We start from the raw sequence: 18,406 nt of genomic DNA, 5'->3' as shown, positions 1-18,406 counted from the left end.
TAGCTAAAGCTTACATATTATAAACAATTATGTATTGTTAATGCGCAATTTACCCCACACTCCCTTCTAGCGTTAATTCTAACAATTTTTGAGCTTCTACAGCAAATTCCATAGGTAACTTATTCAATACCTCTTTACAATAACCATTTACAATAAGTGCTACAGCTTGTTCATTGTCAATACCTCGTTGGTTACAATAGAAGAGCTGTTCTTCTCCAATTTTAGAAGTAGTAGCTTCATGTTCTACTTGAGCAGTACTATTTTTTACATCAATATAGGGGAAGGTATGTGCACCACATTGGTTGCCCAATAGCAAAGAATCGCACTGCGAAAAGTTTCGTGCTTTGGTAGCATTTCTAGTTATTTTTACTAGACCACGATAGCTATTCTGACTTTGCCCAGCAGAAATACCTTTAGATACTATTCTACTTTTTGTATTTTTTCCAATATGGATCATCTTGGTGCCTGTATCTGCTTGTTGCTTGTTTTTTGTAACTGCTACAGAATAAAACTCTCCAATAGAATTATCTCCCATTAAGATGCAACTAGGATATTTCCAGGTAATAGCAGATCCTGTTTCTACTTGTGTCCAAGATATTTTAGAACTTTCGCCAGCACAAATTCCTCGTTTGGTTACAAAGTTAAAGATGCCTCCTTTGCCTTCTTTATCGCCTGGGTACCAGTTCTGTACAGTTGAATATTTTACTTCTGCTCTACTAGCAGCATAAATCTCTACTACGGCAGCATGAAGCTGGTTTTCATCGCGCATGGGTGCTGTGCAACCTTCTAGATAACTTACATAAGAGCCTTCTTCTGCTATAATGAGTGTCCGTTCAAACTGACCTGTGTTAGCCGCATTGATACGGAAATAAGTAGATAGCTCCATAGGACAATGGACACCTTTTGGTATATAGCAAAAAGAGCCATCGCTAAAGACAGCAGAATTAAGTGCAGCAAAATAGTTGTCTTGAGGCGGAACTACAGTGCCTAAGTATTTTTGCACTAATTCCGGATGGTTTTGTACTGCTTCAGTAAATGAACAAAAGATGATACCTAGTTCATGTAATTTTGCTTGGAAGGTAGTAGCTACTGAAACACTATCAAAAACAATGTCCATGGCTACACCAGTTAGCCTTTTTTGCTCTTCTATTGATATGCCTAATCTATCTAAAGTATTTTTCAGCTCAGGGTCTACTTCGTCTAAGCTATTCAACTTTTTTGAGTTTTTAGGAGCAGCATAGTAGCTAATATCTTGGTAGTTGATAGGAGGGTAGGTAACATTGGGCCAGGTAGGTTCCTTTAGGGTTAACCAATGATGGTAAGCTTTTAATCTCCATTCTAAAAGCCATTGTGGCTCATTCTTTTTAGCAGAGATAAAATGAATGGTGTCTTCATTGAGCCCTTTAGGCGCTTGCTCTACTGCTATGTTACTCTCAAATCCATAAGGATAATCTGCAGTAGTAAGTTGTTGTAATAGTTGTTTTTCTGTAGACATATTCAATCCAATTTTTGGATAATGACCGCTTAAAAAACAAAGCTACGGATTAATTGTGGTTTATTAAACTCTGTATGTTATGTTTAGTGAAGTCCTAATTTTTATGTAATAAAAAATAAGGGTTTGTTGAATAACTTTTAAAAGATTTTATTTGGTTGGAGGGCTATACCTGTAACAGCCCCCTTATTTGCTACTTTTTCCTAAAAACCAATTGTACGGGCACACCTGCTAGGTTAAAATTTTTTCTCAGCTGATTTTCTAAATACCTTTTGTATGGTGGTTGCACATACTGAGGTAGATTACAGAAAAATGCAATGACCGGTGTATGCGTTGGTAGTCGTGCCACATATTTAATCTTAATATATTTACCTTTAACAGCTGGTGGTGGATATCTCTCGATAACTGGCAGCATTGTTTGGTTAAGTGCAGCAGTAGATATCTTTTGGGTCTTATTGGTATAAACCTCTAATGCCTTTTCTATAGCTTGGAAAATCCGTTGTTTGTGAAGTGCTGATATGAATAAAATAGGTATGTGGCTATGAGCACCTAGCTCTTGCTCAATATTCTTTTTAAACTGGGCATTGGTATGATTGTCTTTTTTTATTAAATCCCATTTATTTACTAAAAGCAGTATGCCTTTTTTATATTTGTATGCTAATGAGATAAGGTTAACATCTTGCCCTTCTAACCCTAGGGTTGCATCTATCATAATAATGCATACATCTGCATCTTGTAAAGCCTTTAGAGCACGTAATGTAGAATAAAATTCTATATCTTCTTTGACTTTAGATTTTTTACGAATACCTGCTGTATCAGTAAGAATAAAATTTTTGCCATATAGATTGTAGGTGGTATCAATGGCATCTCTAGTAGTTCCTGCTATAGGGGTAACAATACTACGCTCTTCTCCTAGTAATGCATTTAAAAGCGAAGATTTACCAACGTTAGGCCGTCCTAGAATAGCTATTTTAGGTATGTCGGTTTCTTGTTCAATAGTATCTTGGCAATAAACAGTTACTTGATCTAGTAAATCTCCTGTCCCTGTACCGCTAGCGGCAGAGATAGGGTAGGGGTTGCCTAATCCTAAGGCATGGAATTCATGCGCCATTAAAGCAGTGTCTACATTGTCTGCTTTATTAGCTACTAAAAGTACGGGCTTATCGGCAGCTCTTAAAATATGCGCTACCTCTTTGTCCATAGCAGTAATACCTACTTGGCAATCTACCATAAATAAAACTACACTCGCTTCTTCAATAGCTATTTTGGCTTGTTCACAAATACTTTTTTCAAATATGTCGGAACTTCCTTGTACATAGCCTCCTGTATCTACTACTGTAAAGTTTTTACCATTCCAAGTTGCATATCCATAATGCCTATCGCGTGTGGTTCCGCTTTCACTAGCCATAATGGCCTTTCGCTCTTCAACAAGTCTGTTAAAAAGGGTTGATTTTCCCACATTGGGTCTACCTACAATTGCTACTATATTTGCCATGAATACGAAGTTAATAGGAAGTTATCAGATAGAATAGTTATCTAAGAGCTATTTAGTAGTAATTGCTTATATATAAGTCATTAATCTCTTGAATCAATAAAATAATTGACTACTTCGTTGATGGTTTCTATTGAGTTAATATTGATAGTGTAATTTTTATGGTTTAAACTTTTATAGTTATGGTTAGCAACAAAAATTTGCTCAAATCCTAGCCTGCTTGCTTCTGCAATACGTTGTTCGATCCTGTTAACAGCCCTTACCTCTCCTCCTAGTCCCACTTCAGCAGCAAAACAATAATTGGTAGGAATAATTATGTCTTTCAAAGAAGACATAATAGCTATGCAGACGGCTAAATCAAGGGCTGGATCTTCTACTTTAATACCACCAGCTATATTTAAGAATACATCATGTATAGCCAAACGTAATCTTGCTCGTTTTTCTAGTACCGCTAGTAGCATATTTAACCTTTTACTATCAAAGCCTGTAGTAGCACGCTGAGGAGTACCATAGGTAGCAGGGCTCACCAGTGCCTGTGCTTCTACTAAGAGAGAGCGGTTGCCTTCTATAAAAGCACCTGTAGCAATGCCACTTAAATGTCCTTCTCTTTGCGAGAGGAGGAGGGCAGAGGGGTTAGAGACTTCTTGCAATCCGTTATGGCGCATCTCATAGATACCTAGTTCTGAGGTAGCACCAAATCTATTTTTGATAGTACGTACTATACGGTAGGTCAAGTGCCTATCTCCTTCAAATTGCAATACAGTATCTACCATATGCTCCAATACTTTAGGACCTGCTAAGGTACCCTCTTTAGTAATATGTCCTATTAGAAAGATAGAGGTATTAGTAGTTTTTGCATAATGCATTAAGATAGCCGTGGCAGCTCGTACTTGTGCTACACTACCTGCAGCTGATTCTATTTGTTGTGTGTATATAGTTTGTATAGAGTCTATAACAATAATATCTGGCCTCAACTGTACAGCATGCTGTAAGATGCTGTCTAGTGATATTTCATTAAGGATATAGCAATTGTCAGAAGTATGATTCATCCTACTAGCCCGCATCTTTATTTGGGCTTCACTTTCTTCTCCTGACACATATAGTACCTTATAAGTACCTAGGTTGAGTGCTATTTGAAGGAGAAGCGTGGATTTGCCTATGCCTGGTTCGCCACCAATAAGCACAAGAGAGCCTGCTACAATACCACCTCCTAATACCCGGTTAAACTCTTTATCAGTACAAATAATCTTATTTTGTGCATCGTGGGTAATCTCATGTAGCTTTTTAGGATGGCTGGGCGTTGTTGAGTGTTGGTAACTAAAAGTTTCCCAAGTTGGACTAGATAAGTTCGCTTTTTTTTGTGTTACTTCTTCTACAATGGTATTCCATGCTAGGCATGCATTGCATTTACCTTGTTGTTTGGCATATTGCGCGCCACAGTTTTGGCAAATATAGGTTGTCTTATAAGCTTTCAAAGTTTTTCTTGCTGTAATATGGCTTGTAAATTTTCTCTAATAAGTTCATACTCATAACCCTTTTGTAGAAGATAATTTACTACTTTTTTTTGAATGGCAGCATTAATGGGTGTTTTTAAAGTAGCTAGCTTCTTCTGAATAAGATCTTGTATTGTTTGCTGGTATACTTCATCAGGTATTTCACTTAATGCTTGTTGTATTAGTTGAGAAGCTATATGCTTGCTCGTAAGTACATGGTGTATTTTCAATTTACCCCATTTTTTTATAGAAAACTTCCCATGTACAAAAGCTGCTATATAGCGCTTCTCGTTTAAGAAATTTTCTGCTATTAGTTCCTGTATAATTTGCTCTACCTCTGCTGGGCTTAAATTCTTATAGGTTTGTAGTTTACTTAATACTTCTGCCTTACTTCTTTCTTGATAGCTGCAATAGTCGCTTAGCTTTTGTTTGGCTATAAGGTAGGTTTCGCTTGATCTCATTAGAAAAATATAGTTTTTGTAAATGGGCCTATGGTGTTATTGTAGGACTTGCTTTACAAACTCTAATACCTACTGTATGTACACCTAATAAGTTTTCTGTACGCATAAACTGTGCTAATTCTACAGTATAAGTCCCAGGAGTACTAAAATAGTAATTCTTTAACAAAATCAGCTCCTGTTTTTTATTTCTACTCCATCCTCTTCCTAATGGCTTGCCAGTTTTTGGCTCAAACAGCAGGTAATTTTTAAGTTCAGTAGTTAATACTGTAGATTGGATATCTTTGAGATAATACGTAAGGTGCAAATTCTGGTAAGGATACTCTGGAGCATAGTTTATTAATAAATAAATATCATAGGGTTGAGTGTTATCCTGTATACAGAAATTGAACTGTAAGTTGTCTTTTCTATACCAGGTATAATCACTCAGTGTATGGGTAACAGTATATACGGTATTGGTTTCGCAGCCACCGAAAACTAAGATTAGTAATCCTATAAGACATCTAAATCTTGGCATATGCTGTTTGCTATTTTGTATAAACTATACAGAAAAAACGCAAGCTTATGTGCTGCGTTGTAATGGTAGATTTTGTCCTTCTGCTAGGCAATTAACTTATTTTAATTTCCTCCTCTCCAAATCAAAAGGTTAGTTGGCTACTTCTGACAAAAATTTTATTCGCATAAGTCGAATGTCTTCCTCGTTATAATAGTCGCCTAGTGTTTTATACGCTTGTTTGATATTATCTTCTTTAGCCTGCATAAAATAATCATATATTTCTTGTTGCTCATCTTTACTTAAAATATTGTCTATATAATAGTTTAAGTTAAGTTTTACACCAGAATAGCAGATGACTTCTATTTCATCTATTAACTCATCCATGGTTTGAGATTTAGCCATAGCTATTTCTTCTAGATCTGTCTTTCTATCAATTTGTTGAATGATATATACTTTATCTTTAGATCTGCTGGCTTTTGACTTTACAACAATATCCGAAGAAGTAATAATATCATTATCTTCTACATATTTTTTGATGGCTTGTATAAAAGGTTGTCCAAACTTTACTGCTTTGCTCATGCTTAAGCCGCCAATTTGTGCTAGCTCTTCTAATGTAGTAGGGTACACAAGTGCTAACTCTTCTAAAGAGCTATCTTGTAGAACTGTGTAAGCTGGTATGCCTTTTTCTTTAGCTACTTTTTCTCTCAGTTTTTTTAGTAGATGAAATAGATTTTCGTCATAACCTTTATTTGTGGTCATAGTCTTTTTATTACTTTCAATGGGTTCGTATATATTATCTTTTACGAAATTAATTTCATATTTCTTTTTTAAAAAGTCTTGGCCCTTTTTTGTGAGCTGTAATGTTTCATTTTTTTGTATATCCTTGGTAAGATAGTCGTGAATAAGTGCTTGCCTAATTACTGATCTCCAAAAACTTTCATTTTGCTTGTTCCCTTGTCCGAATATAGGTAATTGTTGATGTTGGTGGCTTTCTATGTTAGGATTACTTACACCTTGTATAACTGATACAATATGGTCTGTTTCAAAAAGTCCTTGGGTCTGTTGTACAGCGTCTAATACTATTTGTAAATATTCTTGTGCTGCATAACCTTCTGTAGGCTTCTTGCAGTTGTCACAATTGTTACAGTGGTCTGCAAATGATTCTCCAAAGTAGTATAGCAATTGTTTTCTACGACAGACGCCAGATGTTATATATCCTTTCATTTCTTCTAAAAGCACTTTCGACTTTTCTCGTTCTCCATTAGGCTTGCTTTTATTAAGACGTTCTAGTCGAATAAAGTCTTCGGGATTGTATAACATTAGGCAGGTGCTTGGCAAACTATCTCTGCCAGCTCTTCCTGTTTCTTGGTAGTATGCTTCCAGTGACTTAGGCATATCGTAATGTATAACAAATCGTACGTCGGGTGTATCTATACCCATGCCAAAAGCAATGGTGGCTACAATTACATTGTATTGTTTTTGTAAAAAGGCTTCTTGATTTTTTACTCTTACGTTAGCGTCTAACCCAGCATGATAGGGTGCAGCCTTAATATCGTTGAGGTTGAGTAGTGCTGCTAGCTCATCTACTTGCTTTCTGCTTTGGCAATAGACAATACCCATAATTTGTGGTTGCTCTTTAATAAGTTTAATGAGCTGTTTATTGGCTTGTTCTTCTTTATACCTGATTTCATAGTATAGGTTAGGCCTGTTAAAGGATGATTGAAAGGTAGTGGCATCGTTAATGTCCAAATTATTAAGGATGTCTAGTTGTACCCGAGGGGTAGCTGTGGCTGTAAGTGCAATAATAGGTACACGCCCTAGTTGTTGGTTGGCAACATACCTTATGTTTCTATATTCTGGTCTAAAATCATGTCCCCAATCTGAAATACAATGGGCTTCGTCTACAGCTATAAAAGATAACTTAGCCTGTTTTAAGAAAGCCAGATTATCTTCCTTGTTAAGTGTTTCAGGTGCTACATAAAGCATTTTGGTATTTCCTGATAATACCTCTTGTTTAGTTTCATTGATAACTTTTTGCGATAGAGTAGAATTTAATAATGCGGCTTTAATACCCCTTGATTGCAGCTGGTCTACTTGATCTTTCATTAAAGCTATAAGTGGAGAAATGATAATTGCCAACCCTTCTTGCATAATGGCAGGCAGCTGATAGCATAAGGATTTCCCTCCGCCTGTAGGCATGATTACAAAGGTGTTTTTGCCTTGTAATATATTCTTGATAATGGCTTCTTGGTCCTCCCTAAAATTATCATAGCCAAAAATTTCTTTTAGTTCTTTATATAATTCTGTAGTTAATTTTTCTGGCATTATCGGCTTGCTTAAATTACTTATATTTGAGGAGTTGAATAGGACATGTGTTTGCTGCCCCTTTACTGATAAATATACAGTATTTTAGTTTGAAAATGCTTGCTTATAGGTAAGAAAAATGCACTCATATATTATTTCTTTGTCTAAAACTTTCATATAAAATAATAGCCGCTGCTACAGACACATTCAAAGAACTAATGGGGCCAACCATAGGTATGGATGCTTGCACATCTACTTTGTTAAGCAGTTGTGGTTGTATGCCTTTATCTTCAGATCCTAAGAGTATAGCTGTGGGTACAGTTAGTTTGACCTGATAGATAGAAGTTTGTGTTTTTTCATGACACGCAATAACCTGTAAACCACTGTTTTGTAAGTAATTTATACTAGCTTGTAGGTTAGCCTCCCTACAAATAGGCAAGTGAGCCAAGGCACCCGCTGAAGTTTTCATAGCACCACTACCTAGCGATGCACTCCCTTGCTTAGGAAGCACTAGTGCATGAGCACCAACACATACAGCTGTTCTTACAATAGCGCCTAGGTTGCCTACATCAGTAACCCCATCTAAAATAATGATAAGAGGTAGCTCGCCTTTTTCATAGGTGTCTTGCACGATATGGCTAAGTGTAACCAAAGGCACTGGTGATAAAAGTGCTACAATACCTTGGTGATTAAGGGGTACTAGTTTATTAAGCTTAGCGACAGGGACTCGGCTACAAGGAATTTGCTTATAACGTATAGCATTAAAAATTGATTGATAATCAGCGTTTTTTGTGTCTTTATCAATAAAAATTTTATCTATGGTTTTGCCTGCTAAAATGGCTTCTAATACCGCCTTACTTCCAAAAATGGGATTTTCTTTAGACATCAATTAATAGGCTAAGATTCTCTTAGAACTCATTACTAACAGAAAGAGTCAATAAAACAATCGTGTGTTTTGTTGTTAAGAGATTTTTGAAGTATATTATTAAACATAGGTGCAAGTTACGTAATTAACAGATGTGTCACTAATTTTTTAAATAATTTGCTTGGGTTTTTATTTTGTATAATTTCTATAAGTTGCTTAACTAGCTAAATACTTTTAAAAAAAATTACCAGAAATCTATAAGTAATCCTTAACTAACTAAGTGTGTTAGCATTCGGCCGACAGCAGAGAATATTTCAAGTATTTAAGCAAGGGTGTGATGATGTAAGATTTTTATGGCAAAGTAACTCATTTAAGGTATTTTGTTAGCATGCTTTTGTATTATGGTATGATATTAATCAAGCCACTTGTTTATTATGATTTCTAATACATATATGCATATCCCCTCCATCTATGGAGTGTTTTATTAGAGTTCTTCTGAAACCTATCACTTGCCTTCACTTAAATAGGTTTATATCTAGTTTTTGTAGGGTTTTAGAAGAACTCTATTGCAAATAGCATTTATCATACTCGTCTGATTTTTCCTTCTTTTACTTCTTGCTTATAATATTAGAGATCTTCTGAAACCTAAGGAATAAGCATAAATGTATAAATTAGGGATAAAAAAAACAGAAAGATTAATGGAAAACAGTCATCTAAAAACCTTAAAGCCAGAAGAATTCCGTCGCTTAACAGGCGTAAAGGCTGAGACCTTTGCCAAAATGTTAGCTATCATACAGAAAGCCATTCAAACAAAGAAAGCTAAAGTAGGGCGGCCTAATAAACTGAGTTGTGAACAAATGTTTTTAATGACTTTAGAATATATAACCTAAGTTGCTAGTTAAGAAAAGCTTTGTTGATTTGAAAAGCTAGCAAGAACAAGAGTATTTTGATCAGAAAGCCTTGGAAGGTAACAGCATGAATCTTCCTTAAGAAAAGGCCTTTAATGCCACTAATGCTGGTCTCTATCACTTTTCGCATGCGCTCTTTGAGATAAGCCAGAGAAGGCGTATCCTTTCGATGAGCATTAGATTTACGCTGAGAATAAAGCTTAATCCTATCATCAGCCAACATATCTTCTAGATGGTAGTTAGTATAAGCCGAGTCAGCATAAAGTGCACTACCAGCAGGCATAGAAAAGGGCAGTTGGTGCAATCCTTTTACATCCGCTTGGCTGCCAGCTACTATTGAGAATTCGACCGGAATACCACAATCAGTAGTAATAAGCTGCACTTTAATGCCATAAAAGTAACGGCGCATAGAGGCTTTGTAGCCTCTGTAAGCTTCACTTTGTAATAGTTTACATCTGCTAATACGTATGTTATCGCACACAGGCACAGGAAATGAATCTAATACAAAGTCCTTACAAGTGGCTACTTGCTTGATTAAAGTGCCTATTCCTAAAAAGAGTGAAGTTATCTCTTCTCCTATAGCATGCAAGCGGCGATTGTACCTACTTTTATCGAGCATGTTAGGGATAAGCTTAGTGGAATGCATAAACGATCGAGCTTTGTCAAGATGTCCGCCAAAGTATAAGGCTGAGATGATAGCTGTTGTGAGTACTTCTGCATCCGACAACTTCCTTTTTTTATCTTCTTGATGATGTAAATACTTGAGTAAAGTATCAATAAATGAGTATATTGCTATTGATTTTTCAATCATAATGACCTCCGATTTATTGGTTTAAGACAAAAACAAGATCGGAGGTTTTTTACTCTTTGCCTTATCTATTACTAGCAACTTAGGTTATTTAAGAGAATACCGCACATACTTCCATATTTCAAAAAGTTATGGAATAAGTGAGAGTAATTGCTATTATACCATCCGTTTTATTGAAGAGGCGTTAATTAAAAGTGGTCAATTCACTTTACCAGGCCGTAAAGCATTGTTAAAAAGCGATATGGAATATGCAGTAATCTTAATAGATGCTACAGAGAGCCCCATTGAGCGGCCTAAAAAAAGCAGCGATATTACTACTCAGGTAAAAAGAAACGACATACACTAAAGACGCAACTGGTTGTCGATAAGCAAACGCGAGCCATAATATGTAGTAGTTTTTCAAATGGAAAGCGGCATGACTTTCGCTTGTTTAAGGAATCTAAGGTACATATAAGCCAGCATAGTCAAGCCATAGTAGATACAGGCTATCAAGGGTTAAAGAGGCTACATGACAAATCGCTTATGCCTAAAAAACGCAGTAAAAAGCATTCTTTGACCAAAGCCGATAAGAGGAGTAATCAGCAATTAGCCAGCCAAAGGGTGCTTAGCGAGCATATAATTGGTATGCTCAAGCGGTTTAAAATTTTAGCGGAGCGTTACAGAAATAGGAGAAAAAGATTTGGGCTACGCTTTAATCTTATTGCTGGAATTTATAACTATGAACTTTTATGTTAAGTTTCGGAAGAACTCTAATGCCACATTGTAGTATCATTTTTAATCAAATCAAACTTATGGCATACATATGTAAGATCTACTTTATAGCCTTTTAAGTTGTTGTTAAACTTTTTGTTAATTATTTAGCAATAGCTTTGCTTTTGGCTAAGCACTAAATTAACGATATGCTTGGATAGCTTTAAACATTTCTTCTCGCTTGTAAGGTTTAGTTAGATAATTATTCATGCCAGCCTGCTTAGCTTTTTCGCCATAAACTTCTTCTGCATAAGCTGATAAGCCAATAATAGGTATGGAAGGTACGCCTAATTGCTTTTCTTTTTTACGAATCCATCCAGTCGCTTCTATACCACCCATCACAGGCATTTCTAAATCCATCAAAATGAGATCGAATGCTGTCAGATTCCATTGTTCGGGCATTTCAACTTCCTCGAGTGCTCCGATAGCTTCGATTGCTTTTTGTCCGTTGTCAGCTACCGTACATGTGTAGCCTGCCGCTTCTAATTGCCTACGTAGAATTTTTTGATTCACTATATTATCTTCGACCACGAGAATATGCTTGGCTACAGGGGGTAAGAGAGGTAAAGTAGAAGGTGTTTTTCGATTAATCAACGGGCTTATTTTTTCTTCTATACCCACTATCTCACAAGTTAAATGGATGGCAAACACAGAACCTTGTCCTTTTACACTATCCACTTGAATAGTACCACCCATCAAATCAAGTAATTTTTTGCTAATGGCAAGCCCTAAACCAGAACCTTCATATTGAGAAGAAAGGGGTCGTGAAAACTGCTGAAATAAACGCGATTGCTCTTCAGGTGTCATACCAGTACCCGTATCTTCTACGCAGATAGCTACTTGCACGTGGCTTGAATCAACTGACTGGATTTGTAAGCTGACTTTTATATACCCTTTTTCAGTAAACTTAATGGCATTGGAAATTAAGTTAATTAAAACTATTTTGAAACGTTCAGGATCTCCCTTGATGGCAATCGCCTGTTCAGGCAAGTCTACAATTAAGTCAAGCTGCTTGGTCTTTAATTGAGGCGTAAAGAGAGTAATAATGTCTTTAATGATTGCCTTGGGTTTAAACGGTTCAAAAATTAGCTCCTCTTTGCCTGCTTCTAATCTTGACAAACTAAGCACACCGTTAATAACTGCTATCTGATGATTGACACAATGCTTAATGGTTTTTATATCCTCTTCCAGCGTTTGCACAAGCTCTTCTAACGCCGGCTTAGGTAAGCTTTTCTTGTATGCTTTGAGTGAAGCTAGCTTTTCTTCCATAAAACTTACTGTATTAGAAATACCACTCATAGGATTGCGAATTTCATGGCAAACCGTATCAATAAACCATCTCTGTTCTTCGCTGTGACGTTCAGCCTCATCTGCGCGTTGACGTTGTGCTTCTTCTGCTTGCTCGAGGGCCTCAAGCCATTCTTGCTCTAGCTGTTTGTGCTGTGTTATGTCTAAACATACACCTACCATTTTAATTGGCTTACCATCTTTATCCCGGTAAACATGGCCATGTGCTACAATTACATGCTGGCTGCCATCTGGCCAAATCACCCGATATTCCATATCATACGGGATATCTTGCTCAAGGCAACGCTTAACACACTGATTAAGTCGCTCTCGATCTTCAGGATGCACACATTCCACAACTGCTGCATACGTACCTTTAAATGTATCGGGTGTTAAACCAAACAACGCACAATTGGTTGTATCCCACGTGACCTTATCCGTGTCAATCCACCAATTCCATGTACCCGCTTGGGAGGCTTCTAATGCCAGTTTTAAATCATGGGTTACCGCATGCAACGATTCCTCAGCTATTAGCCTACGAGCAGATTGCTCGGCTAATTGCTGAGTTAGTACAAGTTGCCTGGCAACATAACGGGCATTTTCTAAGGAAATCTCCATTTGAGCTGTTAAAATTAGCACTGTTTGTACCTGCTCGGGCATAAAGGCATGGGTCATCAGGTTGTTTTCTACATACAAGATGGCTTGAAGCTCCTTATGCTTGAGGAGCGGGACACATAAAATGGATTTTGCTTGCGTTCGGTTGATATATAGGTCAGTCTTAAATTGTTCATGCGTCGTGGCATGGTCCACCACGATCGGTTGTTGCATTCTTTTGACATACTGAATGACCGTGTGCGCACCATTGGCCCAGTCGGCGAGTGGTATTTTCTGTAGGGTAGTGATCGTACCATCGATCGCATATTCTGCTTGTACAAAAATAGTGTCGTCTGCTTCAACAAATAATACTGCGCCTTGCTGAGCCCCGGCATTTTCAATAATAATTTGCATCATGCTACGCAGGAGCTTGGTCAGTTCGATCTCACTGGAAATTGCATAGGAAGCTTTTAAAATACTGGATAGGTCTAAATACTGTAAGGTATTGCCATTGAGCGTGGTTTCCTGGTTGACCACTAACTGACTTAAGCCAGGTGGGGTTAAAGCTTTTAATAAATCTGCATATTGCGCTTTAAATCGCATTAATTTATGCTTAGCTCCCCACTGTTTATAGCCATTAAAGGTGATATACAGGTAACTTTGTGCACATACAGATCTGCCTCTGGCTAGCCAATATTTAGCAGCCAGCTTGGCTGCCAACGCTTGTTCTTGAATGAAACCATGCTGCCCTGCTAACTCGATAACCTGGTCATAATATTCTTCAGCCTGTTCATAGTGGCCTTTAAGTCGCGCCAATTCGGCTTCAACTAAAAGGTACTTATGAGCAAAATTCTCTGGACAACTGGCCTGCCAGCGTTGCATCTGTTGCTGATTTTGGATTACTTGCTCGAGATAAGCTTGCTGATCTTCAATAGAAGCCGTTGGATAGAGTGCTAAATAAATTAAAGAATGATACCAATTAAAAATTGCTGTGATATAGTGACCAGTAATAACAATTAAATGTTTCTTTGCTAATGCTAAATTGTCGAGTGCTTGTTTAAAGTCGTCATACAGATAAAAAGTCTGAGCTTTGAAAATATAGTAAAAGCATAAGGCAAAAAAGCTGTTTGTTTGTTGGCAACCTTCTTCAAATTTGGCTTCATCAATAGTGTCAGTATCAAAATTCCATTCATCTGGTGTATCACCCCTTAAATTAGCTAACACCCTCTGTACAGATTGAATGATATTAGCTGTCATTTGATTTTTCGTGTTTTGTGCAAATTGCAGTAACGGCAACACTTCTTGTTGAACCTTGGCTAAGGAGATACCTAGATAAGGTAGGGTTTGGGCTGTTAGATTCGCACAGTAACCGGCAAATTCGAGTTCACCGCAAGCTAGACATGATTTATAAGCAGCCGCCAATAAAGCTGGTAACTGTTGAATAGACTTTGACCAGGGGTAAATAAAACCTAACATAATCATTGAACTTTGACAGTGTTGGACAGGTAATTGAAGTTTTTCTGCCAGCTGAAGGGCTAAGTTGCCAAATTGATAGCCTAAGGCATATTCTTCAAACCTAGCACAAAGCAAGTGTCCATATGCTGCATAACTATGGCAAGATTCGGGCGTGTGTCCATAGTTTAACGACAGATTGATTGATATCAGCGCAATAGCAGGATATAGCTCTGATCCAGTTAAGTAAGCCGCGCTATAGAGGCTTTCTAAAATTTTAAAGAGAGCTTGCTTCTCAGGCTTAACAACGAGTGGCGCATCGAGTAGAGAAGAAAATGATATACCAGCCAGCCTTTGCCTAAGCAAGGGCATTTCACGCTGGAGGAATTCTGTTAAATTATCTAAAGGTAAACTACTACCCAGTAATTGTAATGCTTGCTGACCAATGGTAATGGCCTCGTGATAATGGACTTGAAATGTCTTTTGAATGATCAGTAAACGAAAAATATCGACTTTATCCAAATTGGATTGCAACCAAGGCTGCATGTCTTTTATTAGAACTTCTGAAGTCTCAAAATGACCGCTTAAATATTCTATTTCGGCTAATTCTTTATGGAAGGTAAAGGCCAGTGGATAATCGGTTTTCCAGAGTGTTTCTATGTCAATCCAGTCCCGACTGACATATAGGTAATCTAACGCTGATGTATAAGCCGTGGCTTTTTTGGCTTTTTGCGCTGCTTTTAGGTTTAAGCGTGCAATCCGCAAGCGCTCTTTAGGCTCAGTGACGAGCAAGCGGCTGCGATTAAACTGGGCAACAATATCCAATAGCAAAGTCTCTTCACTAGTAGGGTTGGCTAGTAATCGTTGTCCAATCGTTAAATGCGTATGGGCTCTTTCTTCTTCTGCTATTAAATGATAGGCTGCCTCTTGCACCCGGTCATGGGCAAAGTATACTTCATGGTCGACCTGAATCAAAATGCCACTATTTAGGGCCGGTTGTAAGGTCTTCTCCACCTCTTCATGTGAACAAGCCATTGCCGTTTGCAAGGTACTTAATGCCAGACGATGACTTATACAGCTGGCTACACTTAATGCTTTTTGGGTAGTCACAGGCAGCTGGCGAATTTGGTAAGTCATCAGGGTAATGACATTCTCAGTTGCCGGATGCTGGTAGATTTTAGCAAGCTCCCATTTCCAGTGGGTTTGCGGAGAAAAGGTTAACAACCGCTGGTCATATAGCGATTGTAAAAATAATTTCACAAAAAAGGGGTTCCCGGCTGTTTTTTGAAAAATCAGTTCAACTAGTGGCTGAATGTCTATTAAGGGTTTATGTAAACTATCGGCAATCCACTGATACAAACTGGCCAGTGACAATGGTGCAAGCGGGAGTTTTTGGATGGTGATCTGTGCTTCTTGTAAGGTAGTGATAGCCTGTAAAGCTGGATGGGAAGGGGTGATTTCAGTGTCCCGATAAGCACCTATCCACAGCAGATGGCCGATGTTAGGTTGTTGCAGTAAATAGGTCATCAACTCTAAACTAGCTTGATCGGCCCACTGTAAGTCATCTAAGAAAATCACTAAGGGATGGGACGTGGTGGCACAAATCTTAATAAACTCCTGGAAAATCCAGTTAAATACATTCTTGGCCTGATTAATGTCGGTAATGGATGTATCTGGTTGTTCCCCGATCAGTAAGGCTAAGGCAGGAATGACCTTGGTAAGGAATGGCGCCTGTGCCCCTAATGTCACCAGCAGCCGAGTCTTCCATTGGGTAATACGGATTTCGTCTTCGCTTAGCCATTGCTGGATGAGGCTGTTAAAGGCCTGGGTCAAGGCACTATATGCTACATTTTTATTTAACTGATCGAATTTACCGGTTATAAAATATCCTTGCTTTAAGGCAATCGGCTTTTGGATCTCCTGGATCAGGATCGTCTTACCTACCCCGGGTTGGCCGGTGACCATCAACCCTTCCCGCTTCCCCTCCCTGACACGTTCAAAAGCATCTAGTAAGGTCTTGATTTCGCTTTCTCGGCCGTATAATTGTTGGGATAAGGTGAGTTTATTGGAAAAATCCTGTTGACCTAGCACAAACTCAGGAATGGTGCCAGTCTCTTTTAAGTTTGGCAGGCAGAATCTTAAATCATGTAGAATCCCTTCACAACTTTGATACCGGTTCTCCGCTTCTTTATCCAGTAATTTCATCACCATCTGGGATAAGGGTAGCGCAATCGTGGGTTTACGGTGGTGAGGGGGTATGGGCTGTTTGGCTAAGTGCTGATGAATGAGTCCCAGTGCATCTTTTGCTGTAAAGGGTGGTTCGCCACAGAGCAACTGATAAAAGGTAATACCTAATGAATAAAAATCCGTACGGTAATCAACACTACGGTTAACCCGCCCTGTTTGCTCAGGTGAAATATAGGCCAAGGTACCTGTCCGCCTAGGCATAGCTGTTCTCTTTTCTTCTCGTAAGGTAGAAGCACAGTTAAAGTCAGTGATTTTGATAGCTTTTGTTGTTGGCTCAATAACGATATTGCTAGGTTTAAGATCATTATGAATGATGTTGGCATCATGAATGGCCTGTAAGCCTTGAACAATTTGAAGCGCGATTTCTATAAAATCACGGTTAGAAAAACCTTCTCGTGGAACGATAGTACTCAACTCTACGGCCTGGTCATCTTCCATGACTACTGCTATACCATAAGCCGGATCTTGCTTGAGTTCCAAATAGCGAACCACATAGGGCGAATGGACCTGCTGGCCCAATTCAAACTCACGAAGAAAGCGTTGGGCTTTTTTCTCAGTTATCACTTTTTGGGCGCTGACTTTAATTACGACTGGATGATTATCTGCAAGGCATATTGCACGATAAATGCTCGAAAAAGTCCCTATATGTAAAGAAGTATGCAATTTATAACCAGGTATAGCGGGCGTACTGATAACCTTAGATATACTGTTAGCCTTAGTTTTACCTCCTCCTTTTAATCCCACACTGCCTATGTACACATAACCAGGCTGTTTATTCTTAGGTAAATTTACATGGATAAGCCTAGTTTGTTGTAATTCATTCGAGCTGGCTACTTGTAGTAGATCTGTACCTGCTGCTATATAAACGGGCAGATGATGTGTTCTACTCAAGCTACCATAATTTTCTATTACTTCTGCTTTCCATAGACCTAGCTCTTTGTAAAATCTAAGTTGATATCTATCTTTGGTTATAATTTCTTTTTCTAATAATGCCTGCTTTAGCTTTGTTACTCTCAATTGGCTATGTTGCTGCTTCTTAGCTACTATGTCCTGTTTAGTTGTCCTGGTCTTAGTAGTAGGCTGCTTTGACTGGTATTTTATAGGATAACGCTGGTTATGCCTGGTAGAAATAGAAAGGTAATTGTTAAGATTGCTCGATGGGAGTTCTTGAATGGGAGCGGATTTGCCTGCTTGTCTAACTGCTGATATTTCTGCAAAATGAGCTGCTGAAATAATCATGTCTGTTCCCTTCTCAAGGCTATTATAAAAGCAATCTAGATCTGGGTGATTGGTAATTTTCTTGCTTAAATTTGATGGTACTCTTTCTGGCTTGCTTACTTGTTGAGTTATAGGTATTTGTTTTTTCTTACCAGGAATAATAGGGTTTTGTAGTTTAGAACAGCTTTGAAAGATGAAACTTGCTAGAAAAATACAGCGCCTAAATAGCTGGACAAAATTATGATTCTTCTTCACGGCTATCTGAGTTTAAGAGCCAATGGTGAAGCATGATAGGGTATAAATAGCTTATGTGCAAGCATAAGCATTTGCATTATCAAGGAATGATGTAAAACCTTTTTGTCTTTCCTTCGATAAAAACATATAGAAATTTTTAGAAGTATCAGTAGATACGGATGAACATAAACATAAATTTAAGGGTGTGCTACACTTCTAAGTTTCGGGAAGTTCTCTAATAATAGTCGGGGCTGTTGAAAAAGTAATTAAGAGTTTTAAATTAAGGTCATAGCTTAATTGAAGAGTAT

At 37.9% G+C, this 18,406-nt stretch carries 9 protein-coding genes and 2 pseudogenes; 2 read left to right on the top strand and 9 right to left on the bottom strand.

Going from position 1 to position 18,406, the window contains the following annotated elements; genetic code table 11:
* Window positions 1-49 precede the first annotated feature (49 nt).
* From sufB to rlmB, 7 genes are all read right to left on the bottom strand, one after another.
* Window positions 50-1,495 (bottom strand): Fe-S cluster assembly protein SufB, encoded by a 1,446-nt coding sequence (gene sufB / locus AASI_RS05995; RefSeq protein WP_012473257.1) that lies wholly within the window; start codon window positions 1,493-1,495, stop codon window positions 50-52.
* Window positions 1,496-1,685: 190 nt separating this feature from the next.
* Window positions 1,686-2,987, bottom strand: coding sequence for a ribosome biogenesis GTPase Der (gene der / locus AASI_RS05990; protein WP_012473256.1), 1,302 nt, complete (start codon window positions 2,985-2,987; stop codon window positions 1,686-1,688).
* An 80-nt stretch (window positions 2,988-3,067) separates the two neighbouring features.
* A complete protein-coding gene (gene radA, locus AASI_RS05985) occupies window positions 3,068-4,459 on the bottom strand; it encodes a DNA repair protein RadA (RefSeq protein ID WP_012473255.1) in 1,392 nt (463 codons plus the stop codon).
* Entirely contained in the window at window positions 4,456-4,938 is a 483-nt protein-coding gene (locus AASI_RS05980; RefSeq protein ID WP_012473254.1) for a regulatory protein RecX, read from the bottom strand. The genes radA and AASI_RS05980 overlap by 4 nt, the downstream gene beginning before the upstream one ends.
* Before the next feature lie 28 nt (window positions 4,939-4,966).
* On the bottom strand, window positions 4,967-5,452 hold the full coding sequence (locus tag AASI_RS05975; RefSeq protein WP_012473253.1) for a gliding motility lipoprotein GldH: 486 nt from the start codon (window positions 5,450-5,452) through the stop codon (window positions 4,967-4,969).
* A 129-nt stretch (window positions 5,453-5,581) separates the two neighbouring features.
* Complete coding sequence (gene recQ, locus AASI_RS05970) at window positions 5,582-7,756, bottom strand: DNA helicase RecQ (RefSeq protein WP_012473252.1); 2,175 nt, start codon at window positions 7,754-7,756, stop codon at window positions 5,582-5,584.
* Window positions 7,757-7,880: 124 nt separating this feature from the next.
* Window positions 7,881-8,621 carry a 23S rRNA (guanosine(2251)-2'-O)-methyltransferase RlmB gene (rlmB, locus tag AASI_RS05965; RefSeq protein ID WP_012473251.1) on the bottom strand — a complete coding sequence of 247 codons (741 nt, stop codon included), beginning with the start codon at window positions 8,619-8,621 and terminating at the stop codon, window positions 7,881-7,883.
* A gap of 677 nt (window positions 8,622-9,298) precedes the next feature.
* Between rlmB and AASI_RS05960 the strand changes: the two are divergent.
* Window positions 9,299-9,484 (top strand): annotated as a pseudogene (locus AASI_RS05960) (IS5/IS1182 family transposase); the annotation flags it as partial.
* Between the two features lie 10 nt (window positions 9,485-9,494).
* Here AASI_RS05960 and AASI_RS05955 read toward each other — a convergent pair.
* Window positions 9,495-10,319 carry an IS982-like element ISCaa5 family transposase gene (locus tag AASI_RS05955; RefSeq protein WP_012473250.1) on the bottom strand — a complete coding sequence of 275 codons (825 nt, stop codon included), beginning with the start codon at window positions 10,317-10,319 and terminating at the stop codon, window positions 9,495-9,497.
* Window positions 10,320-10,398: 79 nt separating this feature from the next.
* Between AASI_RS05955 and AASI_RS08270 the strand changes: the two are divergent.
* Window positions 10,399-11,051, top strand: a pseudogene (locus AASI_RS08270) (IS5-like element ISCaa3 family transposase); the annotation flags it as partial.
* 156 nt (window positions 11,052-11,207) lie between these two features.
* Here the strand turns inward: AASI_RS08270 and AASI_RS05940 are convergent.
* The gene (locus AASI_RS05940; RefSeq protein WP_012473249.1) at window positions 11,208-18,119 is read right to left on the bottom strand and encodes a protein kinase domain-containing protein; all 6,912 of its coding nucleotides are present in this window, start codon (window positions 18,117-18,119) and stop codon (window positions 11,208-11,210) included.
* Window positions 18,120-18,406: the final 287 nt, after the last annotated feature.

Origin of the sequence: Candidatus Amoebophilus asiaticus 5a2, from assembly GCF_000020565.1 — a bacterium.
Classification (GTDB): Bacteria; Bacteroidota; Bacteroidia; order Cytophagales; family Amoebophilaceae; genus Amoebophilus; species Amoebophilus asiaticus.
Note: the sequence above shows the minus strand (reverse complement) of the source record. Positions and strands in the feature narration are given on the sequence as shown.

Bases quoted from the DNA above. Each gene is read 5' to 3' on its own strand.
- AASI_RS05955 (WP_012473250.1), bottom strand. From the start codon at position 10,319: ATGATTGAAAAATCAATAGCAATATACTCATTTATTGATACTTTACTC.
- sufB (WP_012473257.1), bottom strand. From the start codon at position 1,495: ATGTCTACAGAAAAACAACTATTACAACAACTTACTACTGCAGATTAT.
- rlmB (WP_012473251.1), bottom strand. From the start codon at position 8,621: ATGTCTAAAGAAAATCCCATTTTTGGAAGTAAGGCGGTATTAGAAGCC.
- der (WP_012473256.1), bottom strand. From the start codon at position 2,987: ATGGCAAATATAGTAGCAATTGTAGGTAGACCCAATGTGGGAAAATCA.
- recQ (WP_012473252.1), bottom strand. From the start codon at position 7,756: ATGCCAGAAAAATTAACTACAGAATTATATAAAGAACTAAAAGAAATT.
- AASI_RS05975 (WP_012473253.1), bottom strand. From the start codon at position 5,452: ATGCCAAGATTTAGATGTCTTATAGGATTACTAATCTTAGTTTTCGGT.
- AASI_RS05980 (WP_012473254.1), bottom strand. From the start codon at position 4,938: ATGAGATCAAGCGAAACCTACCTTATAGCCAAACAAAAGCTAAGCGAC.